The organism is Ornithinimicrobium sp. (assembly GCF_051004135.1).
Classification (GTDB): Bacteria; Actinomycetota; Actinomycetes; order Actinomycetales; family Dermatophilaceae; genus Ornithinicoccus.
On the sequence record NZ_JBPCKQ010000125.1, the window covers coordinates 1 to 3,266 of the forward strand.

At 68.6% G+C, this 3,266-nt stretch carries 4 protein-coding genes and 1 pseudogene; all 5 read left to right on the top strand.

Features of this window, described 5'->3' with window-relative positions; translation table 11 throughout:
* A pseudogene (locus tag ACR2FV_RS08180) lies at positions 1 to 106 on the top strand (IS5/IS1182 family transposase); the annotation flags it as partial.
* A 339-nt stretch (positions 107 to 445) separates the two neighbouring features.
* Entirely contained in the window at positions 446 to 754 is a 309-nt protein-coding gene (locus tag ACR2FV_RS08185) for a hypothetical protein (protein WP_434015201.1), read from the top strand.
* 721 nt (positions 755 to 1,475) lie between these two features.
* Positions 1,476 to 1,805, top strand: a complete 330-nt coding sequence (locus ACR2FV_RS08190) for a hypothetical protein (protein WP_434015202.1) — start codon at positions 1,476 to 1,478, stop codon at positions 1,803 to 1,805.
* Positions 1,806 to 1,810: 5 nt separating this feature from the next.
* Entirely contained in the window at positions 1,811 to 1,945 is a 135-nt protein-coding gene (locus tag ACR2FV_RS08195) for a hypothetical protein (RefSeq protein WP_434015203.1), read from the top strand.
* A gap of 412 nt (positions 1,946 to 2,357) precedes the next feature.
* Positions 2,358 to 3,215 carry an FtsK/SpoIIIE domain-containing protein gene (locus tag ACR2FV_RS08200; RefSeq protein ID WP_434015204.1) on the top strand — a complete coding sequence of 286 codons (858 nt, stop codon included), beginning with the start codon at positions 2,358 to 2,360 and terminating at the stop codon, positions 3,213 to 3,215.
* Positions 3,216 to 3,266: the final 51 nt, after the last annotated feature.

Here is a 3,266-nt window from a genome sequence, read left to right on the forward strand (position 1 = left end):
CGAGGCATTCATCGCCCTGGCCAACGCCGTGATCATCACACGACGGCTCATCCGGACCGCCTGGACGACCCACCGATGGGACACCCGACCCAGCCGCCGTCCATGACCTATCTGCGGAACCTCTAAGTGCGCCGATCCGGCTGAGCTGTCGCGCTGAGCCCGTCTCAACGGCAAGGCGCACGGCTTCGCTGGCTACGTGGCAGGAGCGTTCGAGGTCTCCGCTGGCCGCGTGAGCGGTCGCAAGGTTGACGAGCAACCCTGCCTGAGCGCGAACGAATGACGGGTCCGCCGAGGTCAAGGCCTGTTCCAGCAGAGTCGCCGCCTCGGGACGGCCGAGCTGGGTGAGGCAGCAGCCAGCCCAGCGAGCGAGGTGGGCTTCGTCGAGGTACGAGAGGTACGGCGCGATCAGAGGGTCGTCCGGCCCGGCGTCCAACCCCTCGTAGGCGTGATCAAGGCTGCGCTGGCACCCGTCAACATCCCCCATAGTTGCGAGCACCTCTGCTCGTGCTGCCTGCAACCAGACGCGAAGCTGCGGCGCAGATCGGCCTCCGAATTGTGTCTCTGCCTCGTCGAGGACGGTTACGGCATCTGCCGTCCGGCCGAGCTGCATCAACGCATAGGCGGTCTCACCGAGGGCGAACGCCAGCAGGAGGGGATCCTCGGCTTCCCGGGCTGCCTGCGTGCCGCGGCGGAAGTGGCTCCAGGCTTCGTCAGTACGGTCGGCATCCAGAGCCAACCAGCCCATCAGCGTTGACATGTCGCCCGCGACACCGGCCAGCGCCATCCGACGATCGGGACGCATCGAGTGCTCGCCGAGCTTCACCGCTTGGCCGAGCAGGCTTCGCAGACCCGCGAACACGGGACGGGAGCCGAAGCGGCGATCCATGCGTCGGTAGCCGTCGACCAACTCGCGCAGGTCACCCACGACCAGGGAGTCGACGCGCGAGGCCCGCGCGAGAGCCATGGACAAGCGCATCCCGGGCGGATCGTTGCCCGAGGACCCGGGTGGGACCACCTCGACCTCGTCGTTTTGGGGCGGAGGCCGGACGACGTCGCGGACTCGCGCGAACCCCAGATCCCGGTCCGAGCAGTGGTACACGCGGCGCAGGAGGTCACGGTAGAAGTCGCTGGGCTCCTTGTGGCCGTTCTCCCACCGTGAGACCTGCTGGATCAGGGTCGAAGCGGCCGGCAGCTCACCGCCCCGCTCGGCCGCCACTGAACGCAGCTGAGAGACCAGCCGGGCCTGGGACCAGCCGCGCTCCGTACGCCGGGAGAAGAGCAGGGCGTTCGGCGCTGCCGTCTGCGGCCTCGTCACGGCAACTCACCTCCGGTCCGGCTCGGGTGGCAATTGCACAGGATTGCACCCTCCCCGTGCAACCACGGCCGGCTTACGCACCGGTCGCCCCGGTGGTGATCTGGCACTAGGCCGAACGACGGCCCAACGAGTGCCCGCCGGGGCAGAAGGAGGCAACACCATGCGTCTGCCGATCGACACATCCGCCATGACGTTCGTCGTCGCAGGAGCCGCGGAGCCGGTTCTCGACTTCGAGTCCAAGCAGCAGAAGACCGACGAGAACGGAGCACCGCTGTTCGCGGTCGCCGTGATGGTCCTAGGCGACAGGCAGCCGGAGATCTTCTCCATCAAGCTGGGCGGCCAGCCGGTCAATGTCACACCCGGCCAGACCGCCAAGGTCGCCGGCCTTATCGCGACTCCGTGGTCCATGGGCGAGCGGTCCGGCGTGTCGTTCCGGGCCACCAGCATCGAGCCGGCCACCGCGCCCAGCGGTCGCCAGTCGGGGAGCTGAGCGCGATGCGGTGGAAGGCCATCGTGGTCGTCCTGCTGCTGGCGGCGCTCGCACCAGACGTGTTCATCGATGTCGCCAAGACGATCGTGGACGCTGCCCTTGCGGCCATCAACAAGCTGATCGGTGAGGGCCGTGGGTAGCCGGACGCCGGGCAACCAGGTGGACGGCTGGGGCGTCGGATGGTCGACACCGCCGCCGCCCACGCTCCCCGAGTCATTGATGCTCACGGCCGTCCGAGCCGCCTCGGGTTTCTGGCTTGAACTCGGCGTGATCGGCCTCACCGCTGCCGCGCTCCTAGCGGCGTATGGCGAAGGTCGGCTCGGTCCAGCGTTGGCCGGGTGCATGGGGATCGCCACCTTCGTGACGGTGTGCGGACCGGTACGACGTCTCGTGCATCGCCGGCTGCACATCCAGTCGGTGCGGCGCTGCTGGGCACGCGCGATCCGGGTGGCCGCCATTCAGACGTACCTGGGTCGGGTGCCGACTGTGGTTCGCGTTCGGATGGTTCCGGCTGGCGACGTTCTCGACGTGCACATCCCGGTTGGTGGCACGGTGGACGATCTCCAGGATGCCGCGGAGGTCCTCGCTGTGGCGATGCGGCTGCGGGACGTCACGGTCGACCGTGACCCCGACAACGCGGCTCGTGCTCGGGTGGCGCTGGTACGACGTGATCCGCTCGCTAAGCGCTCGCCATCTTGGCCGCACGCTGACGCGGACGCAGTGTCGTTGTGGGAGCCGGTGCCGGTCGGTGTGGACGAGGCAGGCGAGCAGGTCCGCATTCCGCTGCCCGAGCACAACGTTCTGCTCGGGGGCGAGCCCGGGGCAGGCAAGAGCGCGGCCTTATCGCTGCTGGTCGCTACGGCGGCGCTGGACCCGGGCGTAGGGCTGCACCTGTTTGACGGCAAACTCGTCGAGCTTGCCACCTGGGCCGGGTGTGCCGACCACAACGTCGGCGTCTCGATCCGCGCTGCCAACGACGTGTTGCGCGAGCTGCAGGTCGAGATGGACGACCGCTACCTCGCCCTGCTGGCCAACCGCGCCCGCAAAGTGACCCCGGACGCAGACCTGCCTCTACACGTCCTGGTCGTCGACGAGCTGGCGCACTACCTGCTCGCTCCCGATCGCAAGGACAGGACCGAGTTCACCGAGCGGCTACGGGACATCGTTGCGCGCGGTCGCGCAGCCGGGCTCATCGTCATCGCCGCCACGCAGAAGCCGGCCCACGACGTGATCCCGACCGCGCTGCGCGACCTGATCGGATTCCGCTGGGCGCTGCGTTGCAGCACGCCGCAGGCCTCGGACACGGTGCTCGGCGCCGGCTGGGCCTCGCTCGGATTCTCGGCGGCAGACATCGACGCGGCCCACCGCGGGGTCGGTTACCTGTTGCACGAGGGGGACCAGGACTCCTGACATAGGCGATCTCCCGTCGCGTCTCCCTACGGCTGACCTGCATGTTTGATG